The organism is Achromobacter sp. NCFB-sbj8-Ac1-l, from assembly GCF_052695805.1.
The window spans coordinates 4334594-4358266 of the sequence record NZ_CP199812.1; the positions used below are offsets into that span (position 1 = coordinate 4334594).

Below are 23673 nucleotides of genomic sequence, written 5' to 3' on the forward strand. Positions count from 1 at the left end.
TCATGGAATCACGACAGCAGCACCACCCCGCCCGGCAGCCGGGTCACCTCGGCGCCATAGGCGTCGCGGATCAACTGTTCCGCGTCCGCCACCTGGGCCAGCGAAAAACGCGCCTGCACCCGCCGCTGGGCCAATTGCTTGTTCAGCAGCACCAGGCGGCCGCGGCGGTAGCGGTTGATCTCGTCCACCACGTCGGCCAGCGGCACCCGGTCGAACACCAGCCAGCCGCGCCGCCAGGCCGTCACGGCCTCGGTATCGACCTTGGCCGGCGGCAGCACCCGCGCGTCGTCGTAGCGCAATTCCTGGCCCGCGGCCAGGTCGAAATGGCCTTGGGCGTGCGCCAGTTGCACCGTGCCGGACAAGCAGCACAGGCGGGCCGCGCCATCCAGGTAGCGCAGGTTGAAGACGGCCTGGCGCGCGGTAACGCGGCCGGCGCCGGCCACCACCTGCGCGGGGGCTGCCGCGCTGGCCGGTGCGACGGACGACGATTGCACCGACGCCGGCCGTTCCACCCGGATCTCTGCCTCGCCCGCCGCCAGTTCGATCACCGCGCCGTCGCGCGGGCCGGACCGCACGTTGATCCGCGTCTGCGTGTTCATTTCCAGTTCCAGCGCGTCGCCCAGCGCCACCCGGCGCTGTTCGCCCGTGGCCGTGCGGTAGTCCGCCCCCAGTTCATCCAGTCCCGGCCACAGCCCCAGCGGCGGACGCCACGCCAGATAGGCGGCCGACGCCGCCAGCGCCCCGCCCAGGAACGCCCGGCGGCCCGCCAGGCGCGGCCGGCGCGCGGCAGCCGCGGCGACTTCCTCCTGCACCGCCGGCCCCAGCCCCTGCCACAGCCGCTTCTGTTCGGCAAACGCCGCCTCGTGCCGCGGGTCCGCAGCCAGCCAGGCGCGAAACGCCTCGGCATCGTCCTGCGTGGCGCGGCCCGAGGTCAACGTCAGCAGCCACTGCCGCGCGGCGTCCGCAGGCGCTGGGCCGCGCTTGTGCCGGCCCGGCAGCATCATCAGCGCCATGGCGGTGCTTCCCATGGAGGTCCTTCCTTTTTCGTGGCCGGCCTTTGCGCGGCCGGCGTTGGCATGCCCGGCGCTTGCCGCACCGGTTCGGCCTCTGCCTCCAGCGCCTTGCCGCAGTGTTCCAGCGCACGCTTGAGTTCCTTGGACACGATGCGCTCGGACACGCCGTAGCGCCTGGCGATCTCGGCATGCGGCAGCTCATGCACCCGCGCCGCCATCAGCATCTGCTGCGTGCGTTCGGGCAGTTGCCGCAACGCGCGGCGAAAGGCGTCGACCTGGCTGCGGCCCTGCGCGATGCGCGCCGGGTCCTCGGCCTCGTCGGTGCCGCCGATCAACTCGGCGATCTCCACCCCCGTCAGCAGCCGCGCATCGCGCCGCCGCTGGTCTTCGGCAATGTTCAACGCCACCCGGAACAGGTATGCCGCCGGCTGCTGGATCGATCCGCCCGGCGGCATGTCGTTGACCTTCAGAAAGGCTTCCTGCATGGCATCGTGCGCCAGGTCGTCGGACCCCAGGCGGCGCTTGAGCTGGCTGCGAAAATCGTTGTAGCGCTCCAGGAACAGCGCGCGCAGCGAGCCGGACGGCTTGTCATCCCGCACGGCCGTCTCCCTGCAAGGCGCCGCAGTCAGCCGCGCCGGCCGGCTGCAACAGCACCGTCACCGGCTGCACCATGCCGGCAGGCAGCGGGCCGGCCGTCACCCCGCGCAGCGCCGCCTCCAGCCGCCGGTTCAGCGGCGCCGACCCGGTGTCGGCCACCCAGTCCACCTGATTGACGCGCCAGGCCTTGTCGAACCACAGCTTGACCAACGCGCGATAACGGCCCGGTTCCGCGCCCTGCCCCTTGCACAGCGCACGCTTGAGCGCGCCCTGCAAGGCGGCGGCATACGGGGTGTCGCGCAGCCGCGCCTGCCCGGCCGGCCGCGCAGGCGCTTCGCGCGGCGCCGCCACCACGGTGAATGAATGCGGACTGGCATAGCGGATCGCCAGCGGCGAGCCGGCCAACAGCCGGCGCAGCGCGTCTCCCGGCGTATACGTGCCCACCACCGCGGGCGCCTCGCGTCCCGCCGTCAGGGCGCTGTCCACCAACACCGTCAGGCCGCTGGTCAGGCTGTACTGCGCCAGCGCCTGGTCCAGGGGCTGGGCGGCAATGGAGAAAGCGATCTCGCGCGGCGGCGTCTGCGCCGCGCCCGCACCGGCCAGGGCGCACAACCCCAGCGCCAGGCAGGCGCGCCGAATCCAGCCCCCGCCTGTCGGACAGGCCAGGGTCATCGACGCCAACACGTAGGAAAATTGCCAGGCATGGCCATTGCCGCGAACGCCCGTGCGCCCGCCTCGATGCGAAAGGCGCCATGCTAGGGTGCGAGAATGACGTAATCGTGACACGCCACACAAGCGCGCCGTCCCGCCGCCACGCAATCGTCACCTGCGCGGCGTTATCCGTCCCTATACTGATCGCATGGCGGCCGCTGGCCGCCGGGCCTTGTCCAAGGAGCCCGCATGCGCCCATTCAGCCTGATTCCGGATCGCGCCTGCCTGCTGTTGCTGGCAGCGCTGGCGGCCACGCCCATGGCGGCCGGGGCCCAAGGCCCGGCAGCGCCGCAGCCCGCCGCGTCCACGGCAACCCCGCCCAAGCCCGCGCCTCGCGCCTGCATCGACACCGAGGTCAATGGCTACCATGCCCTGTCCTATGACTGCCTGAACCAGAAGATGGCGCCCGACGCCGCGCCCAGGCCCCCGCCCACGCCGGGGTCCGAGGCCATCACGCAAAAGCCGCCCAACCAGATGGGCCTGCCCACGCCCGCCACCATCGGCAACCGCATGGGCAATACCTTCGGCACGTCGGCGTATCCGCAGCGGCCGACGCCGCCGTGAAGCCCGTCGCGCCCCGGCAGGACGCGGCATCAGGCCGGGCGGCCCGCCCGCTTGGGCATCACGCCGTGCGGCTGATGAAATAGATCTTCTTGACGAAGGTGTCCACTTCCCAGCGGCCGGTATAGCCTTCCGGCATCACGAAGGCCTCCCCCACGGTCAGCTCGTGCACCGTGCCGTCCGGGTCGACCAGGCGCGCCGCGCCTTCGACGATGTAGCCGAATTCGATGTAGCCCGTGGTATTGGACTGGAAACTGCCCGCCGTGCTTTCCCACACGCCGGCTTCGGCACGGCCGCCGTTGCCTTCGAATGCCGTCACGGTGCGAAACGCCGCGTCGCCGGAAATCGGCCGCTTGGGCTTGCCGGGCACCGGGTTCTTCATGGGGCCGGCATCGATGCGGACCAGCCGCGATTGATCGTGCTTCACTGCGCTTTCCTTGGAATCAATGCGCCGCCACCACCAGCACTTCGGCCGCGCCGCGGCTGACCGTGCGCATGCGATGCGGCAGTTCGGAATCGAAATAGAGGGAATCGCCGGTGTCCAGGCGGAACTCGCGTTCGCCCACCCGCACCTCGATGGCGCCCTTGAGCACCAGCAGGAATTCCTCGCCCGGGTGCGGAAACACCGCCGAGGCGTCCGGAAATTCGCGCGGCGGATGCACCAGAAAAGGCTCCATGGCCTTGACCTTGCGGCGCCCGGCCAGCGATTCATAGTGGTATTCGCTACCCAGGCCGCGGCGTTGCAGGACCTCGCGGTCGGCCACGCGCACCAGGCTCACGACCTCGTCCTGCGCGGCGCCGTCGCCCCCGCCCACCAATTGCGACACCCCCACGCCATAGGCTTCGGCCAGGCGCAGCACGGTCGATATCGACGGCTCGCTCAAACCGCGTTCGAGCTTGGAGAGATAACTTTTGGTCAGGCCCGTGCGCTCGCCCAGCTGTTCCAGGGACAGGGACTGCTGGCGACGCAACGTGCGCAAACGGTGAGGCAGGTCGATCATGGGCGGAAAAGGGCACGGTAACGACCGGTAAGCATGCCCTAAACCGACGGCTTCGTCGAGTTTCAGCCCAGCACGTCGGGATGCTGGCGCAGCGCCCGCCGCGCGTAATACGCAAAGCCCACCTGCGAACGCTTGGGCGTCAGGATCCAGTCGTGCGCCTCGTGACCCAGCGCCGGCGGAATCGGCTGGATCTTGCCGGCGGCCATCGCCAGCAACTGCATGCGCGCCGCGCGTTCGAACTGCAACGCCAGCACGCAGGCCTCTTCCACCGAGCCCGCCGCGACCAGCATGCCATGGTGCGACAGCAGAATCGCGCGCTTGTCGCCCAGCGCGCCCGAAATGATCACGCCTTCCTCGTTGCCCACCGGCACACCCGGCCAGTCCTTCAGGAACGCCACGTCGCCGTACAGCGGGCAGTTGTCCATGTGCGAGACTTCCAGCGGCACCTCCAGCATCGACAGCGACGCGGCATGCAGCGGGTGCGTATGGATGATGCAGTTCACGTCCGGCCGCGCCCGATAGATCCACGAATGAAAGCGGTTGGCCGGATTCGGCATGCCGCCGCCTTCCTGCACTTGCAGGTCTTCGTCGACCAGCAGCAGGTTGTCCGCCGTGATCTCGTCAAAGCCCAGGCCCAGGCGCTGGGTGTAATAGCGGTTGGGCGCCGGCGCACGCGCCGTGATCTGGCCCGCCAGGCCCGAATCGTGCCCGCCGTCGAACAGAATGCGGCAGGTCAGCGCCAGGCGCTCGCGCAGCGTCCAGTCCGGGGTATCCAGCGTGCGCTGCATGTCGGCCTTCGCCCGCTGTATCAATTCGTCCTTGCCCAAGTGCATGGTATCGGCCATCTCGACTCCTTTCTATGCCGTTTCCAACAACGGCGTAAAGCCCGGCAAGGCGCGCATGCGCGCCAGCCAGGCACTGATATGGGTAAAGGCGGACAGGTCATAGCCGCCCTCTTGCGCCATGCTGGTATAGGGATACAGCGCAACGTCCGCGATGGTCGGCGCATCGCCCACCAGGAACAGGCGCTCCGCCAGGTGGGCGTCCATCCAGGCGGCCGCGCGCATCCCGATCGCGCGCCATTGCACCATCGCCGGGTCGTCCACCCGCGCCGTCTGGCGCAGGTGGATCAACAGGCGCGGCTGCGCGAACGCATGCATGTGCTGGGTCTGCTCAAAGCTCAGCCAGCTGGCCACCTGCGCCTGTTCCAGCCGGCCTTCAGGCAACCAGGGCGTGCCTCGGCCCAGATACCACAGGATCGCCTGCGACTCGGCCAGCCACTCGCCTTGCGGCGTCAGCAGCGCCGGCACCTGGCGCCAGGGGTTGATGCGGGCAAACGCCTCGGTCTCCAGGTCGCCCTGCACGATGTCGAAGGTGCGGCGCGTCACCGTCAGGCCCATGTAGCCGCAGGCCAGGCGCACCTTCCACGCGTTGCCCGACCGCAGCGTATCGGCCAGTTCCAGGGGCTGCCCGGCCAGCGGATGCAAGGCCTGCGTCGTCTCGTTCACGGTGCTCATCGACGTTGTCTCGGTCGGGTTTGTCTTGGGCGTCGTCGGCCGGGTGCCGGCCCCGTTCATCGTCGCCATTCTCAATCCATCTTGATATCGGCGCGCTTGACGATCTCGGCCCACTTCGCTTTCTCGGCCGCGATGAAACGCTGGTATTCCTCGGGCGCGCCGGTGTACAGCTGCGTGCCCTGCGCCGCCAGGCGCGCCTTCAGGTCGGGCGCGGCCAATGTCTGGCGCAGCGCCGCATTCAGCTTTTCCAGCACCGCCGGCGGCGTGCCCGCCGGTGCAAAAAACGCATTCCACGAACTGATCTGCAAGCCCGCATCGCCCGCCTCGCGCGACGACGGCACCTGCGGCGCCGACGGCAAGCGCTGGTCCGACGCCACGGCCAGCGCCCGCAGCTTGCCCGATGCCGCGTGCGGCATGATCACCGGGCTGGCGTCCATCACCACGTCCACCTGCCCGCCGATGGCGGCATTGACCGCCTCGCTGCCGCTCTTGAACGGCACGTGCACGATATCCACGCCCGCCGTCAGCTTCAGCAATTCCAGCCCCAGGTGCGGCGAACTGGCCGTGCCCGCCGACCCGAAATTCAGCTTGGCCGGATGCGCCTTGGCATACGCCACGAACTCGCCGAAATTTGCCGCCGGCAGATCGCCGCGCACCGCCAGCACGTAGGGCGACCCGGACACCAGGCCCACCGGCAAGAACTTGTCCGCGTCGTAGCTGAGCTTGGCATAGATCAGCGGGTTCACCACCTGCGTGCCCACCGTGCCCATGAAAATCGTATACCCGTCAGGCGCCGCCGAGGCCGCCACCTGCGCCGCGATCACCCCACCCGCGCCCGGCCGGTTTTCCACCACCACGCTCTGGCCCAGCGCGTCGCCCATGCCCTTGCCCACCTGCCGCGCCACGATATCCGTGATGCCGCCGGCCCCGAAAGGCACCACCAGCCGCACCGGATGATCCGGAAAAGCCGCCTGCGCCGCGCCGCCCAGCCCCGCCGCCAACGCCAGCGCGGCCGCCATGATCTTGCGTTTCATGCCATTCCCCTTGTGTCCGCCGCTTGGATGCGGCTATGACACAAAGTGTCCTATAGGGGATTGATTTTCCGCAAGGGAAATTTGATTGGGGGATACCCTGGGGCGGCGGACAGAACATTTCGCCAAGCGGCAAGCGCTCGACATCCCGCGCCAAAAAAATCGGCAATTCTGGCGGCCCACCTGATTGGATAAATCAATCAAATCCCGATCTTGAAACCTGCGCGCCCGATGCCATATCTGCGCTATGGCGGGGCAACGCAGCTTGAAAACACCCTTGCCGCCAAGCCCCCGCCCGTCTGAACCAGACCTCATCGGGAGACGAACATGGCAACTTATCCATTTTTCGATAGCGGCGTCCGTTCCGCCTTGGACACCCTGCAACAGCTGGACAAAATCCTGCGATCCTCGAGCGCGCCTTCCAACCTGCGCTCCACGGCGCGCGGCGATTTCCCCCCCGTGAACGTCGGCGTCAGCGCCGATTCGATCGAAGTCGTGGCGTTCGTGCCGGGCGTCGACCCGGACGCGCTGGAGGTCACGATGGAAAAAGGCCTGCTGACCCTCTCGGGCGAACGGCGCGAAGAAGAGCCTTCCGGGCAAACCACCCTGTATGCCCGCGAACGCGCGCGCGGCCGATTCAGTCGCCTGGTGGAATTGCCCAGCGATGCCGATCCGGACAACATCCAGGCACGCTACACCGACGGCTGCCTCTGCATCTCGATCGGCAAGCGCGAATCCGCCAAGCCGCGCCTGATCGCCATCCAATGAACACCGGCCGACGACACAGGAGGATCATCATGCAAGCACGCAACCCACTTGCCGCCCTGGGCGGCTCGGAACCCTTGGCCAAGGGCGCGAACGACAGCAATCGTCCCGCCACCCTGCCCGCCGTGGACATCTACGAAAACGCCACCGGCATCACGTTGCTGGCCGACCTGCCCGGCGTGTCCAGGGAGAGGCTGTCGATCAAGGTGCAGTCGAACGAACTGTTGATCGAAGGCGAAGCCGCGGTGCAGGTGCCGGCCGAGGTGCGCCTGGTGCATAACGAACTGCGCGAACCGCTGTTTCGCCGCAGCTTCACGCTGGGCCACGACCTGGACAAAGACAACATCACGGCCAACTTGAAACACGGCGTGCTGACGCTGCAGATCCCGCGCCTGCGGGAAGCGCAGCAGCGCAAGATCTCGGTCACCGTGACTTGAATGTCAAGCATGGAGCTAGGCGCCCAGTCGCGCCGGAACCTGCTCCATCAGCCAGTCGATGAAGACGCGCAGCCGCTGCGTGACATGGCGATTGTGCGGATACACGACGTGGAACGGATAGGGTTGCGGCCGCCACGGTTTCAGGATTTCGACGAGCGCCCCGCTGTCGAGTGCCGGGCGCGCGGCGTAGGTGAAGGTCTGGACGATACCCAGGCCCGCCAGCGCGGCGGCCAGATGGGCATTGCTTTCGTTGACGCCGACGTGGCGGTCCACCTTGAGCTCCTGCTTTTCCCCTTCGCGTTCGAAGCGAAAGGGAACCGCGCGGCCGTTCTGCGGCGAGAGGTAACTCACCAACTTGTGGCCGTTTTTCAGCTCATCCGGATACGCCGGCGTACCGAACTGTTTGAGGTATCCCGGCGTGGCGCAGGTGATCAGGGCGGCGGTGCCCAGGTGCCGCGCCACCAGCGAGGAGTCGTCGAGCGGCCCGCCACGGACCACGCAATCGACGTTGTTGCTGATCAAATCGACAGCCCGATCGGACACGCCCAGGTCGATACGGATGTCCGGATAGCGCGCCAGAAAGTCAGGCAACGCCGGGATCAGCACGTCGCGTGCGGTCGATCCTCCTACATCGATGCGCAGGTGCCCTTTGGGTCGGCCCGGCACCGCGTTGAACGCGCTGTCGATGTCTTCGAGGTCGCGCACGATGCGCAGGGTCTTCTCGTAGTAGTCGCGGCCTTCCGGCGTGACGGTGACGCGCCGGGTCGTGCGCTGCAAGAGGCGGACCCCCAGGTGCGTTTCCAGGTCCTGCACCATCTTGCTCAGCGTCGCGTTGGGCATGTCCAGCGAGTCCGCCGCGCGGGTGAAACTGCCGGCTTCAACCACGCGGGCAAAGCCGCGAATGGCGGTCAACTGATCCATGCCCGGGTCTCCTTCAGAAATCAGATTATCCATAACCATGGATAGTTATTTCAATTTTACATACTAACTCTCATACCGCCTTGCCCATAAAGTGACCTCCATGCCAGTCAGCAACAACGCTTCACACGGAAATGAGTCCGGTGAACGGCTGGACTGAAACCTTTCTTATCAGGACTTGGAGCTCATCATGAATCAGCAACTCAATGGCAAGATCGCACTGGTCACCGGCGGCACCACGGGCATCGGCCTGGCCACCGCTCAGGAATTGGCGGCACAAGGCGCGCGCGTCTTCATCACCGGACGCCGCCAGGCGGAACTCGATGCCGCCGTGGCCAGTCTCGGTGGCGCAGCCACGGGCATTCGCGCCGACGCCTCGGTGCTGAGCGACCTTGATCGCGTCTACGCACAGATCGCCGAAAGCGCCGGCAGGCTCGACATCCTGTTTGCCAATGCCGGCGGCGGCGATATGTTGCCGCTGGGCGCGATCACCGAAGCGCATTTCGATCGCATCTTCGGCACGAACGTGCGCGGCACCTTGTTCACGGTGCAAAAGGCCCTGCCGCTTCTGGTCGATGGCGCCTCGGTGATTCTCACGGCGTCGACGGTTTCCATCCTGGGCACGGCGAATTTCAGCGTCTACAGCGCCAGCAAGGCGGCGGTGCGCAACTTTGCGCGCTCCTGGGCGCTGGATCTGAAAGACCGCGGCATCCGCGTGAATGTCGTGAGCCCGGGGCCGGTCCGCACGCCGGGGCTGGGCGGCCTGGTCCCGGACGAGGCCCGTCAGGGATTGTTCGATCACCTGGCCGCACAGGTGCCGCTGGGTCGTCTTGGCGAGCCGCAAGAGATTGGCAAGGTGGTGGCGTTTCTGGCCTCGGATGCCGCCAGCTTCGTCAATGGCGTCGAGCTCTTCGTCGACGGCGGCATGGCACAGGTCTGAGCCGTGCGGCGCGCCGCGGCGCAGCCTGTTTCAGAAGCGCTCGCCCGCACGCCAGGAGAGACCCGATCGCGGGTACGGGTGCCATCGTAATTGACGTAAGGCTGCGCCTGCGCCGGCCCGGCTGCTGCCTGAGCCAGCAAGGCGGCCTGCGTCGCCACGACGGCCAGACGCGCCCGCGGCAGGTAAGGCAGGCCAGGTCCCGGCGCTACTTGGTGATGCGACTGCTTGGTTCTCATTTTTCCCTCTTGGGTCTGCGTCATGTCCCGCCGGGCAATACGACATCAATCCCGACAGGGAGCCACTTTTTGGAAGAACAGCTGGAATCGAACAACAAGGAACATCGCGCAATGTCTTGCAACGACTCGCGGATTATGTCGTGGCAGACCCGGGCGTCGACATCAGCACGATCATTTTCAGAATCGTCTTACCCCCCCTTGCGGGGCGCGACGCTGAACGCCGACGGAAGTGGGCCGCGAACGACGGCGTACCGTCGCCAGGCAGGCTCGGTTCGCTTATAGGGGTTATGAGGTGCGCTAATGCACGCGCTGAGGAATAATCAGGCGTTGTCCTCCCGCCCGGGACGCACATCCCGTAGAGTCTCCAAACCTGCAACCTGGAATCCGCTATGACCCAACTTCACATCAACGGCCAAGTCAAGGATGTCGACGTTCCCGGCGAAACACCGCTGCTCTGGACCCTGCGGGACGAGCTCGGCATGACCGGCACCAAGTTCGGATGTGGCATGGCATTGTGCGGCGCCTGTACGGTGCACATGGATGGCGCCCCCATTCGTTCCTGCGTCACCCCCCTTTCGGCCACGGCGGGTCACCGTATCACCACCATCGAAGGGATCGAGGCCGACGCCATCGGCCAAGCGGTGCAACAAGCCTGGATAGAACAGAACGTTGCGCAATGCGGCTACTGCCAGGCGGGCCAGATCATGACGGCGGTAAGCCTGCTGAAAGCCACGTCCCAGCCGACCGATCAGGATATCGAAGACGCCATGAGCGGCAATATCTGTCGCTGCGGCACGTACCCTCGCATCCGCGCCGCCATCCGGCAGGCTGCCAACCGCCTGGCCCAAGGGGGCAAACAATGACGCGCACCGCTCAACTTTCCCGCCGCGGCTTCCTGCAGGGCAGTCTGGGCGCCCTGACCCTGGCCGTCTCGGCCAAGGGATTCATCACGACCGCCTGGGCGGCCGACGGCACCGACAAGCAGTATGGCGCCGACAGCATGCCGGGCGGCACGGTCGAGGACCCGCTGGTTTTCGTCAGCATTGCCGCCGACGGCACCGTCACCATCGTGGCGCACCGAGCCGAAATGGGCACGGGCGTTCGCACCAGCCTGCCCATGGTGGTGGCCGACGAGATGGAAGCGCGGTGGGATCGCGTGAAAGTCATCCAGGCAGAAGCCAACGAGGTGCGCTACGGCAACCAGAACGTGGACGGCTCCCGCAGCGTCCGCCACTTCCTGATGCCCATGCGGCGCGTGGGCGCGGCCGCCCGCCAGATGCTCGAGGCCGCCGCGGCCGCACGATGGTCCGTTCCCCTCTCTCAGGTCAAGGCAGTGCAGCATGAGGTGCTGCATCCGCCCACCGGGCGCCGTTTGACCTACGGCGAGCTGGCGGCCGACGCGGCCAGGCAGCCCGTGCCCACCGGCGATGCGCTCAAGCTCAAGGATCGGGCCGATTTCCGGTACATCGGCAAGGACCAGGTGCGCCTGGTGGACCTGGAGGCCATCGGCAAAGGCCAGGCACGCTACGGCATGGACATGCACCTGCCCGGCATGGTCTATGCCGTGGTGGCGCGCCCTGCCGTCGTCGGGGGCACACTGCGTCGCTTCGACAGCGCCAAGGCGCTGGCCGTGCCCGGCGTGCTGAAAGTCGTCGAGATCCCGGCGATGAAGGGGGCCCCCGCGTTCCAGCCACTGGGGGGGGTCGCGGTCGTCGCCCGCAACACCTGGGCCGCCCGCCAGGGCCGCGATGCCCTGGAGCTCGAATGGGACGACGGCCCGAATGGCCAATACGATTCCACGGCCTACCGCCAGACCCTGGAGGCGGCGGCGCGCCGACCCGGCAAGTCGATACGCAATCAAGGGGATGCCGGGCAAGCCTGGGCCCAGGCGCCGCAGGCCGACCGCCTGGCGGCGGAGTACTACGTGCCGCATCTGGCCCATGCCTCGATGGAGCCGCCAGTGGCCACGGTGCAGATCAACGGCAACCACGCCGATGTCTGGACCTCGATCCAGAACCCGGTGGCGGCGCGCGATGCCGTGGCTGCCCGCCTGAAGCTTGATCCCGCCAACGTGAAAGTGAACGTGCTGCTGCTGGGCGGAGGGTTCGGCCGCAAGTCCAAGCCCGACTTCGTCGATGAAGCCGCCATCGTCGCCCGCGCCATGCCCGAAGGCACGCCAGTCAAGCTGGTATGGACGCGCGAAGACGACATCCATCACGATTACCTGCATACCGTATCGGTCGAGCGGCTGGAAGCCGTCATGGACAAGACGGGTCAGGTGCAATCCTGGCTGCACCGCAGCGCCGCCCCCACCATTGCGTCGCTCTTCTCCGAAGGGGCCAAAGGGCAGCAGATGTTCGAATCGGCCATGTCTGCGATCAACATGCCCTACCGCATACCGAACGTGCGGGTGGAAACGGCCGAAGTCGAGGCGCATGCCCGCATCGGATGGTTCCGTTCTGTCGCCAACATTCCGCACGCCTTCGCAGCGCAATGCTTCATTGCCGAGTTGGCCGAGCGCGCGGGCAAGGACCACAAGGATTTCGCGCTCGAGCTCATCGGCCCGGCCCGCCGGATCGACCCGGGGACGCTGGGCGATACCTGGAATTACTCCGAATCTCCCGAGCGCTACCCTTACGACACGGGCCGCCTTCGTGGTGTCATCGACGCGGCATGCGCAGGCGCAGAATGGGGCAGGACCCTGCCCAAGGGACACGGCCTGGGCCTGGCTTTCTGCTACAGCTTCATGAGCTACACCGCCGCCGTGGTCGAGGTCGCGGTAGATGAAAAGGGCCAGGTGCGCATCGTTTCCGTCGACATGGCGATAGACTGCGGCCCGCAGGTCAACCCCGAGCGCATCCGCGCGCAACTGGAAGGGGGCGCAATCATGGGCTTGAGCCTGGCGCTCACCAGCGAAATCACCTTTGAAAAGGGCCGTGTGAAGCAAAGCAACTTCCACGACTACGAGGTGCTGCGCCACAACGCGTCACCCCGCGTGATCCGGACCCATCTGGTCAACGACGATCACGCCCTGCCGCCTGGCGGCGTGGGCGAGCCGCCGGTGCCTCCCGTGGCGCCCGCCGTCTGCAACGCCATATTCGCCGCCACCGGCAAGCGGATTCGCAGCCTGCCCGTGCGCACCCTCGCCTGACCCGCGGACCATGAAACAGCCGACCATCATCGTATTGGCCGCCGGCCAGGGTGAGCGATTTCGCCAGTCGGGCGGTGCAACGCACAAACTCGACGCCTTGCTGGCAGGCGTGCCGGTGCTTGAGCATGTGCTGCAAGCCGTGGCCGATTCCGGCCTGCCATGCCACGTGGTGCGGCCCGGGCCAGCGATCCCCGAGAACGGCATGGGCCGCTCGATTGCCCGCGGGGTCATGGCCACGCAAGATGCCGCCGGCTGGCTGATCCTGCCTGGCGACCTGCCCCTGGTAGAGGCGCACAGTTTGCGCCGGGTGGCGCAAGGCCTGGCCTCCCAGCCCGTGGTCGTTCCGCTCTGGAACGGCCGGCAGGGGCATCCCGTCGGATTTGCGCCTGAATGCGCACAGGCGCTGATGGCGCTTCGCGGGGACACGGGCGCGGCCTCCATCGTGCGCGCATACCGCCAGCATGACGGCGTGCTGGAACTGCAGTTGAACGACCCGGGAATCGTGATGGACGTGGACACACCGGACGATCTGAACCGCGCCCAGGCCATGCTCTCGGTGCGCAGCCTTGCCAAGGAACATTCGCATGGAAACCGTTGACGTCCGGGTACTGCGGGAAGCCTGCGCCTGGCATGCGCAGGGACACCCGCTATTGCTGGCGACGGTCGTCAAGACCTGGGGGTCTTCGCCGCGCCCCGCCGGCTCGATGATGGCGCTGCGGGGAGACGGGCGGTGTGTCGGCTCGGTGTCTGGCGGCTGCATCGAAGATGACCTGATACATCGCTACACCCTTGCCTGCAGCGCGGGGGGCATTCCCCGACAGGTTCCCGAACGGGTGCGTTACGGCGTGACGGCGGACGAAGCCCACCGCTTCGGCTTGCCTTGCGGCGGCACGCTGGAATTGCTGCTGGAGTTCCAGCCGGCATTCGACACGCTCGACGCCCTGGTCCGGCAATTGGAAGCGGGCCAGCTCGTCCAGCGCACCGTCGACGTGGCCACTGGCGCGGTGACGTTGACGCCCACTTCGGCGCCCGAAGCGTTGCGCTTTGACGGCGCGACCCTGACCCACACCCTGGGGCCGCAATACCGAATGCTGCTCATCGGCGCCGGAGTACTGGCGGAATACCTGGCCACCATGGCCTTGTTCAACGATTTTTCAGTGACGGTCTGCGATCCGCGCGTGGAGCACCTGGGCAGCTGGTCGGTTCCGGGCGTACCCATCACCCGTGAAATGCCCGATGACGCCGTTCAGGCGCTGCAGCCTGACGCACGCACGTGCATCGTCGCCCTGAGCCACGATCCCAAGCTGGACGATCTTGCGCTATTGGAAGCCCTTCACAGCCCCGCCTTCTATGTCGGCGCCATAGGCTCGCGTCGCAACACGAACAGCCGCAAGCAGCGATTCATGGAACATTTTGGCGAAACCCCGGCATCTCTCGCCCATTTGCACGCGCCTGTCGGTATCTACATCGGCAGCCGGACGCCCGCGGAAATCGCGGTCAGCATCATGGCGGAAATCCTTGCGGTCAAGAATGGCGTCGCGCTACCGCCGACGCTGTCCGTCGAGCAAGTCAAGCAGCAGCGGGATTCCTTGACCTGCGACTAGCACTCATCCGCATGCCACGTCCCGTCGGCGTTACGGTTCAGGCGGCCTGCCGCAAGGGCGAACGCGAGGTGAGAAAAGCCAGGCAGGCCGCCAACAGCAGCGCGGCAGCACTGGCCATGAAGGTACTGGCGTAGCCCGCCGAGTCGAACAGCAAGCCGCCGACGGTCGACCCCAGGGCGATGGCCAGCTGGATCACCGCGACCATCAGGCCGCCGCCTGCCTCGGCGTTGTGCGGCATCGCCTCGGCGATCCAGCTCCACCAGCCCACCGGGGCCGAGGTCGCCATCAGGCCCCACAGCCCCAGCAGCACGACGACGCCGGCGACCCGGGCGCCGAAGGGAATGAGCATCAGGGCAATCACGGCCATGAGGGCGGGAATGACGATCAGCGTCCCGTACACGCTGCGCTTGAGCACGGCGCCGATCAGTGCCGTGCCGATGAAGCCGGCCACGCCGATCGCCAGCAGGATCAGAGACAGCGTGGATACGCTCACGTGCGTCACGGTCTCGAGAAAGGGCCTCACGTAGGTGAACAGCGCGAACTGTCCCATGAAAAAAGCGCCGCAGGCGGCCATGCCCAATGCCACCGGCCGGCTTGCCAGCACCTTGAAGACGTTGCCCGAGCCCGCCTCGCGTGCCTGGGCGGGCATCGCCGGCAGGCTGATCCCCTGCCAGACCAAGGCAATCGCGGCCACCGGCACCAGGCAGAAGAACGCCCCGCGCCAGCCCACCACCGACCCCAGGTAGCTGCCCAGCGGCGCCGCAATCACCGTCGCCAGCGCGTTGCCGCCATTGAAGACCGCCAGGGCACGTGGCACCTGGTCGGCGGGCACCAGGCGCATGGCCGTAGCCGCCGACAAAGACCAGAAGCCGCCGATGACCACGCCGATGAGCGCCCGGCCCGCCATGTAGGTCAGGTAGTTCGGTGCCAGCGCCACCACGGCGCCGGAGATGGCCATCAGCGAAGTCAGCGCCAGCAGCAGCGTCTTGCGGTTGATGCCGCCGGCCAGCCACGAGATCGACAGGCTGGCGAACACGGCCAATGCGCCGGAGATCGCGATGCCCTGCCCGGCCAGGCCTTCGGTGACGTGCAGGTCGGCCGCTATCGGCGTCAGCAGACTGACCGGCATGAATTCGGACGCGATCAATGCAAACACGCACAGCGACATGGCGAACACGCCACTCCAATGGGCGGGTTGTGCTCGCGATGGAGCGAAACAGGCATGTGCCAAGGACTTGACCCTCTCGATTCGGACATTGCATGCGCGTGCCAGGGTCGGCAGGCGCAACGGCATTGACCACACCCTGCATGTTGCGGCGTCGGCACCAGATTGACTAGCTAATGAAAACTTAAAGACGCTATTAGTTGTACTAATGAATGGTTCGTGAAAAACTGCTGCCATGGTCAAACGCAACCTCAACGATCTTCTGTATTTCGTCACCGTGGCGCGCGAAGGCAGCTTCACGCGCGCCGCCTCGCTGCTGGGCGTCACGCAGTCGGCCCTCAGCCAGGCCATCAGCGGCCTGGAGGCGCGCCTGGATATCCGGCTGCTCACGCGCACCACGCGCAGCGTGTCGCCCACCGCCGCCGGCGAGCGGCTGCTCAATGCCATCGGCCATCGCTTCGATGAAATCGGCGCTGAGCTGGATGAGCTGACGGAGATGCGGGACAAGCCAGCCGGCACGGTGCGCATCACCTGTGGCGAGCACATCCTGCGCACCACGCTGCTGCCCAAGCTCACGCCCCTGATGCTCGACTACCCCGACATCAAGATCGAGTTCGACATCAACTACGGATTGCGGGACATCGTGGCCGACCGCTACGACGCGGGCGTGCGGCTGGGTGACACGATCGACAAGGACATGATTGCCATGCCGATCGGGCCGAAGCTGCGCATGGCGATCGCGGCATCGCCTGCGTATTTCAAGACACGCCCGGTTCCCAGGACGCCGCGCGACCTGCTCCAGCACAATTGCATCAACATGCGCATGCAGACCGCGGGCGGTCTCTACACCTGGGACTTCGAGCGCCGCGGCCAGACCGTGAACGTGCGTGTGGATGGCCAGCTCATCTTCAACACCTCGCCCGGCATGGTGGACGCGGCGGTGGCGGGATTGGGGATCGCGTCCCTGCCCGAAGAAGAGTTCGCGCCCCACCTCGAGAACGGACAACTGGTGCGCGTGCTGGAAGATTGGTGCCCGCCTTTCCCCGGCTACTACCTGTATTACCCGAGCCGGCGGCAACCTTCACCCGCGTTCTCGCGGGTGCTCAACGCGCTGCGATTGACGCCTGCGCCGGCCCCCGAGAAGCGTTAGCCGGTTGTGCGGGACAGGGACTGCCTGGCCCGCGCCTTCCTCGCACCTGCTTGCCGACCCGCATCGCCCCCCTGTACCGGCCCGGCACTCATTCCTGCGCCACGGTCCTGGCCGCCTCGGCGTGAATCCAGGCCAGAAAAGCCTCCACGGAGGGACGCTTGGCGTGCCGGGCCGGGTAGACGAGGAAATGGGCCTTCACCGCGATGGACTTGGCCATGCCGAAGATGGGCCGCAGCCCGCCCGCGGCCAGGTGCGAGCCCGCGATCGTGGCGCTTTCCAGCGCCACGCCCAGCCCCTGTGCCGCAGCGTCCAGGGACATCTGCGCCCGATCGAAGCGGATCGTGAAGTGGTCCGGCGCGCGGCGCTCGGAATAGCGGCCGAACCAGTCAGACCATTGGATGACGCTGACGTTGCTCTGGATGAGCGGCACGTCCAGCAATTGATCCACCCTTTTGATGCGATGCTCGCGAATGAACGCCGCGCTCGCGAGCGGCAGGATGCGCTCTTCGAACAGGGGTTCCACCACGACGTCGTCCCATTGCGGTACCCCATAGCGGATGTCGACGTCCGATTGGCCCAGCGCGAAATCGCTGTGCGAATGGGCCGCCGACAGATTCAGCGCCACCTGCGGATGCGCCAGCGCAAAGCGCCGCAACCGGGGCACCAGCCAGAGACTCGCGATGCTGGGCGCCGAATGCACGTACACGCTGTTGCTGACGCCCTGGCGCAGGTCTTCCGTGGCCGTCGAGATGGCCGCGAGCGCGCCGCCGATGCGCGCCAGGTACTGTTCGCCCGCGCGGCTCAGGCGCACGCCGTGGGCACTGCGCTCGAACAGCCGCACGCCCAGGTCCGCTTCCAGCCGGGAAATCTGATGGCTGACCGCCGATGCGGTCAGATGCAACTCGGTCGCGGCAATCGCAAAGCTGCGCCGGCGCGCGACGGCTTCGAACGCCAGCAGGTTGGCGATGGGCGGCAGAGCAGGCATGGGGGTAGACCCTGACTTCAGATGAAGATCTGTCATCTTAGACTGATGACACATCGTTTGTCTTAATGCTAGCAGGCACCCAGAATAGTCCGCACTGACATGACAACGACAGGAGGACGACAGATGCTGCTCAAGGACAAGGTTGCCGTGATTTCCGGCGGCGCAGGGCTCAACGGACTGGGATTTGCCACCGCGCGCCAGATGGCCGCCCACGGCGCGCGCGTCGTGATCCTGGACCTGGCGCGCGCGGAGCCGGCCACCGCCGCCGCCCGGCTGGGCGACGGCCATCTGGGTCTGGTGGCGGACGTGACCGACAAGGCCGCCTGCGTGGCCGCCATCGAACAAGCCATCCACGCCTACGGCAGGATCGACATCCTGGTGAACAACGCCGGCATTACGCAGCCGGTCAAGACGCTGGAAATCACGGGTGCGGACTACGACCGGATCCTGGACGTCAGCCTGCGCGGCACGCTCTACCTGTCGCAGGCCGCGCTGCCGGCCATGCAGGCGCAACGCGCCGGCGCCATCGTGTGCATTTCGTCGGTGTCCGCGCAACGCGGCGGCGGCATTTTCGGCGGACCGCACTACTCGGCCGCCAAGGCGGGCGTCCTGGGGCTGGCCCGCGCCATGGCGCGCGAATTCGGCGCAGACGGCATCCGCGTCAATTGCATCACCCCCGGCCTGATCGAGACCGACATCACGCAGGGCAAACTGTCGGCCGAGCGCAAGGCCGATATCGAAGGCACCATCCCGCTGGCGCGGCTGGGCAGGGCCGACGACGTGGCGGGCGCTTGCGTGTTCCTGTCCAGCGACCTGTCGGCCTACTGCACGGGCATCACACTCGACGTCAACGGGGGCATGTTGATTCACTGATCCGCAGCACCCCATCACCATCGGAGGAGACCAATCATGAAAAGCAGAACACTGCTTCGCACGGGCCTGGCGGCCCTCGCCACCGCCGCACTGCTGCCGCTGGCGGCACAGGCGCAGAACATCAAGCTGACCCTGGGGCATGGCGCGGCCGTGGGCAATCCGCGCCACGAGGCGTCGGAGAAATTCGCGCAGGTGCTCAAGGCCAAGACCGGCGGACGCATCGAAGTCCAGGTCGCGCCGTCCGGCCAACTGGGCGATGACGCCGCCATGGTGACGGCGCTGCGCACCGGCGCCCTGGACATCAGCGCCAATTCGCAAGGCGCCGTCGCGGCCGCGGTTCCAGAATACGCCGCCTACGGCATGCCCTTCCTGTTCCGGGACGCCGGCGCCGCCTTCAAGCTGCTCGATGGCCCCCTGGGCAAGGAGCTTGCCGAGAAGTCGGCCAGCAAGAACCTGATCCTGCTGGGAACCTGGGACAACGGCATCCGCCAGATGACCAACAGCAAGCACCCCATCAACACGGTCGAGGACATGAAAGGCCTGAAGATGCGCGTGCCGCCTGACGCCACGCTGGTCGACATCATGAATGCCCTGGGTGCGCAGGCGCAGCAGATCAAGTTCGCCGAACTCTACGTGGCGTTGCAGCAAGGCGTGGTGGACGGCCAGGAAAACCCGTTGGTGAACTTCCAGGCCAGCAAGCTGTACGAGGTGCAGAAGCATCTGGCGATGACCCATCATCAGTTCCAGATGACGCCTTTCCTGATGAGCAAGCGCACCTGGGATCGCCTGAGCGAGTCCGACCGCAAAGTCGTGCAGGAAGCGGCCGACGAAGCGTCGGCGCTGCAGCGCAAGCTGAGCCAGGAGGCCGACGTCAGGCTGCTGGCGGAACTGAAGGCCCAGGGCGTGCTGGTCACGACGCCTGACACGGCGGGCTTCGCCAAGGCCACCGCCTCGGTGGACGAGAAATGGCTGGCCAGTCCCATCGGCCCCTACGTCAAGAAGGTTCTGGCCGCGGCGCGCGGCAACTGACACGTCCTTCGGCCGCCCGCGTCCCGCCCCGGCGGGCACGCCGGCGGACCGCGCACAAGGCAGGAGACAACATGAATACCGATCCACACGGACTGGTCGGCAGGATCATCGACGGCCTGTGCCGCCTGATCCTCTGGCTATCCACCACGGTGATCTTCGTGATCCTCGTCATCAACACCGGCCTGCGATACGCGACCGGATCAAGCCTGGAGTGGGCCAACGAGATACCCGAGCTGCTCTTTCCGTGGCTCGTCATGTCGGGGGTGGTGCTGGCCGCGCTGCACAACGCCCATATCGCCACCACTTTCATGATGGACGCGCTGCCGGCCCGCACGCGCCGCGTGGTGGCCACCCTGAGCTGGGCGGCCGTCACCGCCCTGTACGCCACCCTGTCGTGGGCGACGTTCAATATGCTCGATATCGTCCACGACGAGAAGTCTCCCATCCTGCAGATGCCCGGCTCGCTCACCTATGCGTGCGTCATGGGCGGCATGCTGCTGCTCGCCGTGCTGGCGGCGCAATCCGCATGGCAGAGCTGGCGTGGCTGCGAAGCCGCGGCGCAGCCCGAAGGCGAGCCGCAGGCGCCCGCCGTGCACTGGTAAACAGGGAGACCCGACATGAGTGCATTGATACTTGTCTTGTTCATGGGCGCGGCCGTGGCCGCCATGCCCATCGCCCACGCCTTGCTGATCGCCGCCACGGCGGCCGTGGCCACCACGGACCGCGTGCCCCTGGACGTGCTGGTGCAGCAGATGGTCGCGCAGGTGCAGAGCTTTCCCCTGATCGCCATCCCCTTTTTCATGCTGACGGGTTCGCTCATGATGGGCGGCAAGCTCGGCGAAGCGCTGGTGGGCGTGCTGTCGGCGCTGATCGGCCGCTATCACGGCGGACCCGCGCAGGTCGGCGTGCTCTCGTCCACGCTGTTCGGCGGTGTATCGGGCTCGGCGGTGGCGGACGCCTCGGCCATCGGTTCCTTGATGATTCCGTGGCACAAGCGGCTGGGCTACCCTGCCGCGTTCTCGGCCGCCACGCTGGCCGCCGCGGCAACGATCGACATCCTGATTCCCCCCTCGATCCCGTTGATCCTGTTTGCCTTGACGGCCAACGCGTCCATCGCGTCGCTGTTCGTGGCGGGGATACTGCCGGGCCTGCTGCTGTGCGCCGGATTCATGACGGCATGCTGGTGGGTGGGCCGGCGCCGCAACTTCCCGCGGGACACGGCGCCCTTCGACGGCGCGGCCTTTCGCCGGCATCTGCTTTACGCCCTGCCCGCGGTGGTGCTGCCGCTTTTGATCATCGTCTTCCTGCGTTTCGGCATCGCCACGCCGACCGAGGTTGCCGTCCTGTCGACGCTGTACGCCGGCCTGGTTTCCGCGGTGCTGTACCGCGACCTGGACTGGAAGCGGCTCAACGCCGCCGTGGTCCATGCCGGCCTGGCGACCGGCGTGGTGCTGCTGGTGATCATGGCCTCGTCAGCGATCGGGTGGCTCTTGACGTTCGACCAGACGCCGCAGGGTATCGCCCACTGGGTACAGGACAACGTGCATGCCAAATGGCTGGTGATCCTGCTGATGAACCTGATGATGCTGTTCCTGGGCATGTTCATCGACCTGCCGGCGGCCGTGCTGCTGCTGGCGCCGGTCTTCGTCCCGCTGGCGCAGAGCATCGGCATGGACATGACGCAGCTTGGCGTGATGATGGTCGTGAACCTGGCCATCGGCCTGTACACGCCGCCGGTAGGCACCACGCTGTTCATCACCAGCGCCCTGGCCAAGGTCAAGGTCGGCCAGACCGTTCGCGAACTGGTGCCCTTCTATCTGGTCGCGTTTGCCGTGCTGGGGCTCGTCTCCTACGTGCCGGCGAGCATCCTGCATTGAAAACTTGTCAAACAAAAGGGAACTTCAAATGGAGCAATCCGGGTCTTTGAGCGGCCTGATGGCCGCCGCGTGGCGCATCCGCCGGTATGCGGTCCGCATGGGTGAAGTGCAGGGGCAGGGATATATCGGGCAGGCGCTCGGCTGGGCCGACGTGCTGGCCGTGGCGTACCGCCACGCCATGACGCTGCGGCCAGGCGACCCGCAATGGGAAGGCCGCGACCGCTTCCTGCTGTCCCACGGCCACTATGCCATCGCCCACTATGCGGCGCTGATCGAGGCGGGCGTGATCCCGGAAAGCGAGCTGGACACCTACGGCAGCGATGACAGCCGCCTGCCCATGTCGGGCATGGCGAGCTACACGCCGGGCATGGAAATCTCTGGCGGCTCGCTTGGCCAGGGCCTGGCCATCGGCGTCGGCATCGCACTGGGGTTGAAGCACAAGCGCAACCCCGCCTTTGTCTACAACTCCATGTCGGATGGCGAGCTGGACGAAGGGTCGACCTGGGAAGCGGCGCTGGGTGCGGCCCACCATGAACTGGACAACCTCGTCTGCCTGGTCGACATCAACAACCAGCAGGCCGATGGCCCGTCAGGCAAGGTGCTGGGATTCGAGCCGCTGGCCGACAAGTGGGCCGCCTTCGGATGGCACGTGCAGCGCGTGGACGGCAACGACCTGGCCGCCGTTGTCGAGGCATTCGACACCGCACGCAATCTGCCGGATCGCAAGCCGCGCGTGATCCTGCTGGACACCCGCATGGGCAAGGGCATCCCGTTTCTCGAGCAGCGTGAGAAGAATCACTTCATCCGGGTCGATCCGCCCGAATGGCAACAGGCTCTGGACATCCTGGACCAGAACCGCCCCGCTTCCCTGATCGAAGGAGCCCGGCAATGAGCAATGCCAGCACCCAGCAAAAACCCCGCCTGACGACGTCGGCCATGATTGCGTCGATCGCCTCCGAAGGGCAACGCGTACGGGCCGCGCCCTTCGGCAAGGCCCTGGTCGCGTATGCACAGTCGCGCCCGGACGTCGTCGGGCTGACCGCGGACCTTGCCAAATACACGGACCTGCACCTGTTCGCCCAAGCCCACCCGGAGCGCTTTTTCCAGATGGGCATGGCCGAGCAGCTGCTGATGGGCGCCGCGGGCGGGATGGCCAAGGAAGGTCTCGTCCCGTTCGCCACGACCTACGCCGTGTTCGGCACGCGGCGGGCCTATGACTTCATCCATCAGGTGATCGCCGAAGAAAACCTCAACGTCAAGATCTGCTGCGCGCTGCCGGGCCTGACCACCGGCTATGGGCCGAGCCACCAGGCAACCGACGACCTGGCGATGATGCGCGCCATTCCGGGGCTGACGATCGTCGACCCCTGCGACGCGCTGGACATCGAGCAGGCCGTCGCGCAGATTGGCGAGCATGCGGGGCCGGTGTACATGCGCCTGCTGCGCGGCCAGGTGCCGTTGGTGCTGGACGAGATCGAGGGTTACCGTTTCGAGCTGGGCAAGGCGAAAATGCTGCGCGAAGGCAGAGACGTCCTCGTCATTTCCAGCGGCATCCTGACCATGCGGGCGCTGGAAGCCGCGCAAGACCTCGCGCGCGACAACATCGACGTGGCGGTGATGCACAGCCCCACCATCAAGCCGCTGGACGAGGCCAGCCTGGTCGAGGCGGTGCGCCACAAGCACCGGCTGGTGGTCGTGGCCGAAAACCATTCCGTGATCGGCGGCCTGGGCGAAGCCGTCGCCGCGGCCTTGCTGCGGCACCGGGTGCAGCCGGCCGGGTTCCAGATGGCCGGCCTGCCTGACGCCTTTCTCGACGCCGGCGCCCTGCCCACCCTGCATGACCGCTACGGCATCAGCCGAGAGGCGCTGGCCGGCCGCATCAAGCGCTGGCTGGCCTGAACGATGCGAGGCGGCGCGCATTGCGGACACTGCGCGCCGCGCCCGCCCCGTGCGGGCCGCTATCGGGCAAGGCCACGGCCTGGAAGGGGGATACGCCCGCTGACTTGGTGACAATCCGCAACCGCGCCTGCCCCGCGGCACGCCGTTTGCTCCAGGCAATCCCCCTTCAACTCTCCCTGCGGGCTACTACCGACGCGGAAGGCAGGATTTACT

General features: G+C 66.9%; 26 protein-coding genes. 15 read left to right on the forward strand and 11 right to left on the reverse strand.

Features of this window, described 5'->3' with window-relative positions; genetic code table 11:
• Positions 1–8 precede the first annotated feature (8 nt).
• From ACUDP5_RS19850 to ACUDP5_RS19860, 3 genes are read right to left on the reverse strand one after another with little or no spacing between them, the layout of a single operon-like run.
• The gene (locus ACUDP5_RS19850; protein WP_445656991.1) at positions 9–1028 is read right to left on the reverse strand and encodes a FecR family protein; all 1020 of its coding nucleotides are present in this window, start codon (positions 1026–1028) and stop codon (positions 9–11) included.
• A complete protein-coding gene (locus ACUDP5_RS19855) occupies positions 1004–1612 on the reverse strand; it encodes an RNA polymerase sigma factor (protein WP_263913651.1) in 609 nt (202 codons plus the stop codon). The genes ACUDP5_RS19850 and ACUDP5_RS19855 overlap by 25 nt, the downstream gene beginning before the upstream one ends.
• Positions 1602–2282, reverse strand: coding sequence for an STN domain-containing protein (locus tag ACUDP5_RS19860; RefSeq protein WP_445656992.1), 681 nt, complete (start codon positions 2280–2282; stop codon positions 1602–1604). The genes ACUDP5_RS19855 and ACUDP5_RS19860 overlap by 11 nt, the downstream gene beginning before the upstream one ends.
• Before the next feature lie 228 nt (positions 2283–2510).
• Here ACUDP5_RS19860 and ACUDP5_RS19865 point away from each other — a divergent pair, with 228 nt between their 5' ends.
• Complete coding sequence (locus ACUDP5_RS19865) at positions 2511–2885, forward strand: hypothetical protein (RefSeq protein WP_263913649.1); 375 nt, start codon at positions 2511–2513, stop codon at positions 2883–2885.
• Positions 2886–2943: 58 nt separating this feature from the next.
• Here ACUDP5_RS19865 and ACUDP5_RS19870 read toward each other — a convergent pair whose 3' ends face one another.
• The 5 genes from ACUDP5_RS19870 to ACUDP5_RS19890 form a co-directional block, all read right to left on the reverse strand.
• Entirely contained in the window at positions 2944–3309 is a 366-nt protein-coding gene (locus tag ACUDP5_RS19870) for a cupin domain-containing protein (protein ID WP_445656993.1), read from the reverse strand.
• A gap of 16 nt (positions 3310–3325) precedes the next feature.
• On the reverse strand, positions 3326–3883 hold the full coding sequence (locus tag ACUDP5_RS19875) for a helix-turn-helix domain-containing protein (protein ID WP_445656994.1): 558 nt from the start codon (positions 3881–3883) through the stop codon (positions 3326–3328).
• 62 nt (positions 3884–3945) lie between these two features.
• Positions 3946–4728 carry an aldolase gene (locus tag ACUDP5_RS19880; RefSeq protein ID WP_263913647.1) on the reverse strand — a complete coding sequence of 261 codons (783 nt, stop codon included), beginning with the start codon at positions 4726–4728 and terminating at the stop codon, positions 3946–3948.
• A gap of 12 nt (positions 4729–4740) precedes the next feature.
• Positions 4741–5400: a glutathione S-transferase family protein gene (locus ACUDP5_RS19885; RefSeq protein ID WP_263913673.1), complete on the reverse strand. Its 660-nt coding sequence runs from the start codon at positions 5398–5400 to the stop codon at positions 4741–4743.
• Positions 5401–5471: 71 nt separating this feature from the next.
• Entirely contained in the window at positions 5472–6434 is a 963-nt protein-coding gene (locus ACUDP5_RS19890) for a Bug family tripartite tricarboxylate transporter substrate binding protein (RefSeq protein ID WP_445656995.1), read from the reverse strand.
• 324 nt (positions 6435–6758) lie between these two features.
• On the opposite strand from ACUDP5_RS19890, the gene ACUDP5_RS19895 reads away from it, so the two are divergent.
• Positions 6759–7199, forward strand: a complete 441-nt coding sequence (locus tag ACUDP5_RS19895; RefSeq protein ID WP_263913645.1) for an Hsp20/alpha crystallin family protein — start codon at positions 6759–6761, stop codon at positions 7197–7199.
• Positions 7200–7228: 29 nt separating this feature from the next.
• Positions 7229–7633, forward strand: a complete 405-nt coding sequence (locus ACUDP5_RS19900; protein ID WP_445656996.1) for an Hsp20/alpha crystallin family protein — start codon at positions 7229–7231, stop codon at positions 7631–7633.
• A gap of 15 nt (positions 7634–7648) precedes the next feature.
• Here the strand turns inward: ACUDP5_RS19900 and ACUDP5_RS19905 are convergent, their stop codons facing one another.
• A complete protein-coding gene (locus ACUDP5_RS19905; protein WP_263913643.1) occupies positions 7649–8554 on the reverse strand; it encodes a LysR family transcriptional regulator in 906 nt (301 codons plus the stop codon).
• Positions 8555–8741: 187 nt separating this feature from the next.
• Here ACUDP5_RS19905 and ACUDP5_RS19910 point away from each other — a divergent pair, with 187 nt between their 5' ends.
• The 5 genes from ACUDP5_RS19910 to ACUDP5_RS19930 all read left to right on the forward strand — a co-directional run bounded on the left by ACUDP5_RS19910 (position 8742) and on the right by ACUDP5_RS19930 (position 14482).
• Positions 8742–9491 carry an SDR family oxidoreductase gene (locus ACUDP5_RS19910; protein ID WP_263913672.1) on the forward strand — a complete coding sequence of 250 codons (750 nt, stop codon included), beginning with the start codon at positions 8742–8744 and terminating at the stop codon, positions 9489–9491.
• Positions 9492–10116: 625 nt separating this feature from the next.
• Positions 10117–10590 (forward strand): (2Fe-2S)-binding protein, encoded by a 474-nt coding sequence (locus ACUDP5_RS19915; protein ID WP_445656997.1) that lies wholly within the window; start codon positions 10117–10119, stop codon positions 10588–10590.
• Positions 10587–12878, forward strand: coding sequence for a molybdopterin cofactor-binding domain-containing protein (locus ACUDP5_RS19920; RefSeq protein WP_445656998.1), 2292 nt, complete (start codon positions 10587–10589; stop codon positions 12876–12878). The genes ACUDP5_RS19915 and ACUDP5_RS19920 overlap by 4 nt, the downstream gene beginning before the upstream one ends.
• Positions 12879–12888: 10 nt before the next feature.
• Positions 12889–13476 (forward strand): nucleotidyltransferase family protein, encoded by a 588-nt coding sequence (locus tag ACUDP5_RS19925; protein ID WP_445656999.1) that lies wholly within the window; start codon positions 12889–12891, stop codon positions 13474–13476.
• Positions 13463–14482: an XdhC family protein gene (locus ACUDP5_RS19930; protein WP_445657000.1), complete on the forward strand. Its 1020-nt coding sequence runs from the start codon at positions 13463–13465 to the stop codon at positions 14480–14482. The genes ACUDP5_RS19925 and ACUDP5_RS19930 overlap by 14 nt, the downstream gene beginning before the upstream one ends.
• A gap of 37 nt (positions 14483–14519) precedes the next feature.
• Here ACUDP5_RS19930 and ACUDP5_RS19935 read toward each other — a convergent pair whose 3' ends face one another.
• The gene (locus ACUDP5_RS19935; RefSeq protein WP_445659193.1) at positions 14520–15650 is read right to left on the reverse strand and encodes an MFS transporter; all 1131 of its coding nucleotides are present in this window, start codon (positions 15648–15650) and stop codon (positions 14520–14522) included.
• A gap of 232 nt (positions 15651–15882) precedes the next feature.
• On the opposite strand from ACUDP5_RS19935, the gene ACUDP5_RS19940 reads away from it, so the two are divergent.
• On the forward strand, positions 15883–16797 hold the full coding sequence (locus tag ACUDP5_RS19940) for a LysR family transcriptional regulator (protein ID WP_263913637.1): 915 nt from the start codon (positions 15883–15885) through the stop codon (positions 16795–16797).
• 88 nt (positions 16798–16885) lie between these two features.
• Here ACUDP5_RS19940 and ACUDP5_RS19945 read toward each other — a convergent pair whose 3' ends face one another.
• Entirely contained in the window at positions 16886–17782 is an 897-nt protein-coding gene (locus ACUDP5_RS19945; protein WP_445657001.1) for a LysR substrate-binding domain-containing protein, read from the reverse strand.
• A 123-nt stretch (positions 17783–17905) separates the two neighbouring features.
• On the opposite strand from ACUDP5_RS19945, the gene ACUDP5_RS19950 reads away from it, so the two are divergent.
• From ACUDP5_RS19950 to ACUDP5_RS19975, 6 genes are all read left to right on the forward strand, one after another.
• Entirely contained in the window at positions 17906–18655 is a 750-nt protein-coding gene (locus ACUDP5_RS19950) for an SDR family NAD(P)-dependent oxidoreductase (RefSeq protein ID WP_263913635.1), read from the forward strand.
• Positions 18656–18691: 36 nt separating this feature from the next.
• Positions 18692–19684: a TRAP transporter substrate-binding protein gene (locus tag ACUDP5_RS19955; RefSeq protein ID WP_263913634.1), complete on the forward strand. Its 993-nt coding sequence runs from the start codon at positions 18692–18694 to the stop codon at positions 19682–19684.
• A 71-nt stretch (positions 19685–19755) separates the two neighbouring features.
• Entirely contained in the window at positions 19756–20286 is a 531-nt protein-coding gene (locus tag ACUDP5_RS19960) for a TRAP transporter small permease (protein WP_445657002.1), read from the forward strand.
• A 15-nt stretch (positions 20287–20301) separates the two neighbouring features.
• A complete protein-coding gene (locus ACUDP5_RS19965; RefSeq protein WP_263913632.1) occupies positions 20302–21561 on the forward strand; it encodes a TRAP transporter large permease subunit in 1260 nt (419 codons plus the stop codon).
• A 28-nt stretch (positions 21562–21589) separates the two neighbouring features.
• Positions 21590–22453 carry a transketolase gene (locus tag ACUDP5_RS19970; protein ID WP_263913631.1) on the forward strand — a complete coding sequence of 288 codons (864 nt, stop codon included), beginning with the start codon at positions 21590–21592 and terminating at the stop codon, positions 22451–22453.
• Positions 22450–23460 carry a transketolase family protein gene (locus ACUDP5_RS19975; RefSeq protein WP_263913630.1) on the forward strand — a complete coding sequence of 337 codons (1011 nt, stop codon included), beginning with the start codon at positions 22450–22452 and terminating at the stop codon, positions 23458–23460. Before ACUDP5_RS19970 ends, ACUDP5_RS19975 begins: the two co-directional genes overlap by 4 nt.
• Positions 23461–23673 lie beyond the last annotated feature (213 nt).

Excerpts from the sequence above, each read along its gene's own strand:
- ACUDP5_RS19850 (WP_445656991.1), bottom strand. The coding sequence starts at position 1,028 with ATGGGAAGCACCGCCATGGCGCTGATGATGCTGCCGGGCCGGCACAAG.
- ACUDP5_RS19860 (WP_445656992.1), bottom strand. The coding sequence starts at position 2,282 with ATGACCCTGGCCTGTCCGACAGGCGGGGGCTGGATTCGGCGCGCCTGC.
- ACUDP5_RS19865 (WP_263913649.1), top strand. The coding sequence starts at position 2,511 with ATGCGCCCATTCAGCCTGATTCCGGATCGCGCCTGCCTGCTGTTGCTG.
- ACUDP5_RS19875 (WP_445656994.1), bottom strand. The coding sequence starts at position 3,883 with ATGATCGACCTGCCTCACCGTTTGCGCACGTTGCGTCGCCAGCAGTCC.
- ACUDP5_RS19880 (WP_263913647.1), bottom strand. The coding sequence starts at position 4,728 with ATGGCCGATACCATGCACTTGGGCAAGGACGAATTGATACAGCGGGCG.
- ACUDP5_RS19885 (WP_263913673.1), bottom strand. The coding sequence starts at position 5,400 with ATGAGCACCGTGAACGAGACGACGCAGGCCTTGCATCCGCTGGCCGGG.
- ACUDP5_RS19890 (WP_445656995.1), bottom strand. The coding sequence starts at position 6,434 with ATGAAACGCAAGATCATGGCGGCCGCGCTGGCGTTGGCGGCGGGGCTG.
- ACUDP5_RS19895 (WP_263913645.1), top strand. The coding sequence starts at position 6,759 with ATGGCAACTTATCCATTTTTCGATAGCGGCGTCCGTTCCGCCTTGGAC.
- ACUDP5_RS19900 (WP_445656996.1), top strand. The coding sequence starts at position 7,229 with ATGCAAGCACGCAACCCACTTGCCGCCCTGGGCGGCTCGGAACCCTTG.
- ACUDP5_RS19905 (WP_263913643.1), bottom strand. The coding sequence starts at position 8,554 with ATGGATCAGTTGACCGCCATTCGCGGCTTTGCCCGCGTGGTTGAAGCC.
- ACUDP5_RS19910 (WP_263913672.1), top strand. The coding sequence starts at position 8,742 with ATGAATCAGCAACTCAATGGCAAGATCGCACTGGTCACCGGCGGCACC.
- ACUDP5_RS19915 (WP_445656997.1), top strand. The coding sequence starts at position 10,117 with ATGACCCAACTTCACATCAACGGCCAAGTCAAGGATGTCGACGTTCCC.
- ACUDP5_RS19920 (WP_445656998.1), top strand. The coding sequence starts at position 10,587 with ATGACGCGCACCGCTCAACTTTCCCGCCGCGGCTTCCTGCAGGGCAGT.
- ACUDP5_RS19925 (WP_445656999.1), top strand. The coding sequence starts at position 12,889 with ATGAAACAGCCGACCATCATCGTATTGGCCGCCGGCCAGGGTGAGCGA.
- ACUDP5_RS19930 (WP_445657000.1), top strand. The coding sequence starts at position 13,463 with ATGGAAACCGTTGACGTCCGGGTACTGCGGGAAGCCTGCGCCTGGCAT.
- ACUDP5_RS19935 (WP_445659193.1), bottom strand. The coding sequence starts at position 15,650 with ATGTCGCTGTGCGTGTTTGCATTGATCGCGTCCGAATTCATGCCGGTC.
- ACUDP5_RS19940 (WP_263913637.1), top strand. The coding sequence starts at position 15,883 with ATGGTCAAACGCAACCTCAACGATCTTCTGTATTTCGTCACCGTGGCG.
- ACUDP5_RS19945 (WP_445657001.1), bottom strand. The coding sequence starts at position 17,782 with ATGCCTGCTCTGCCGCCCATCGCCAACCTGCTGGCGTTCGAAGCCGTC.
- ACUDP5_RS19950 (WP_263913635.1), top strand. The coding sequence starts at position 17,906 with ATGCTGCTCAAGGACAAGGTTGCCGTGATTTCCGGCGGCGCAGGGCTC.
- ACUDP5_RS19955 (WP_263913634.1), top strand. The coding sequence starts at position 18,692 with ATGAAAAGCAGAACACTGCTTCGCACGGGCCTGGCGGCCCTCGCCACC.
- ACUDP5_RS19960 (WP_445657002.1), top strand. The coding sequence starts at position 19,756 with ATGAATACCGATCCACACGGACTGGTCGGCAGGATCATCGACGGCCTG.
- ACUDP5_RS19965 (WP_263913632.1), top strand. The coding sequence starts at position 20,302 with ATGAGTGCATTGATACTTGTCTTGTTCATGGGCGCGGCCGTGGCCGCC.
- ACUDP5_RS19970 (WP_263913631.1), top strand. The coding sequence starts at position 21,590 with ATGGAGCAATCCGGGTCTTTGAGCGGCCTGATGGCCGCCGCGTGGCGC.
- ACUDP5_RS19975 (WP_263913630.1), top strand. The coding sequence starts at position 22,450 with ATGAGCAATGCCAGCACCCAGCAAAAACCCCGCCTGACGACGTCGGCC.